This window comes from Mumia sp., assembly GCF_028803055.1.
Taxonomy (GTDB): Bacteria; Actinomycetota; Actinomycetes; order Propionibacteriales; family Nocardioidaceae; genus Mumia.
In genome coordinates, this window is record NZ_JARBCJ010000347.1 from 1 (window position 1) to 592 (window position 592).

At 66.4% G+C, this 592-nt stretch carries 1 protein-coding gene; it reads left to right on the top strand.

The genetic code is table 11. The features are described from left to right. Positions 1–592 (top strand): PHP domain-containing protein (locus PV363_RS17855; protein ID WP_301023101.1); only part of this gene is annotated, 592 nt, incomplete at both ends.

Here is a 592-nt window from a genome sequence, read left to right on the forward strand (position 1 = left end):
GGCATCCGGTGGCGGCGATCTCTACGAGGCCGCCCGCGGCGACCTGCACTGCCACTCCGAGTGGAGCGACGGCGGATCGCCCATCGACGAGGTGGTCCTGGCCGCGATGGAACTCGATCACAGCTGGCTGGCCCTGACCGACCACTCCCCTCGGCTCACCGTGGCCAACGGACTGTCCGCCGAGCGACTGGCCGAACAGATCGGTGTCGTGGACAAGATGAACAGCGCCCTGGGTGACCGGTTCCGGCTGTTGCGCGGCATCGAGGTCGACATCCTCGACGACGGCTCGCTGGACCAGACCGAAGCCATGCTGAACCAGCTCGACATCGTCACGGCCTCGGTGCATTCCAAATTGGCAATGGATGCCGGACCGATGACCCGGCGGATGGTGGCCGCCGCCCGCAATCCGTACGTGAACGTGCTCGGGCATTGCACCGGTCGCCTGGTGGCCGGCGGCCGCGGTAAACGGGCACAGTCAAAGTTCGACGCCCACAAGGTATTCGAGGCCTGTGCCGAGTCGGGACCCGCGGTCGAGATCAACTCACGGCCCGAACGTGTCGACCCTCCTGACGAACTCATCCGGATCGCCATG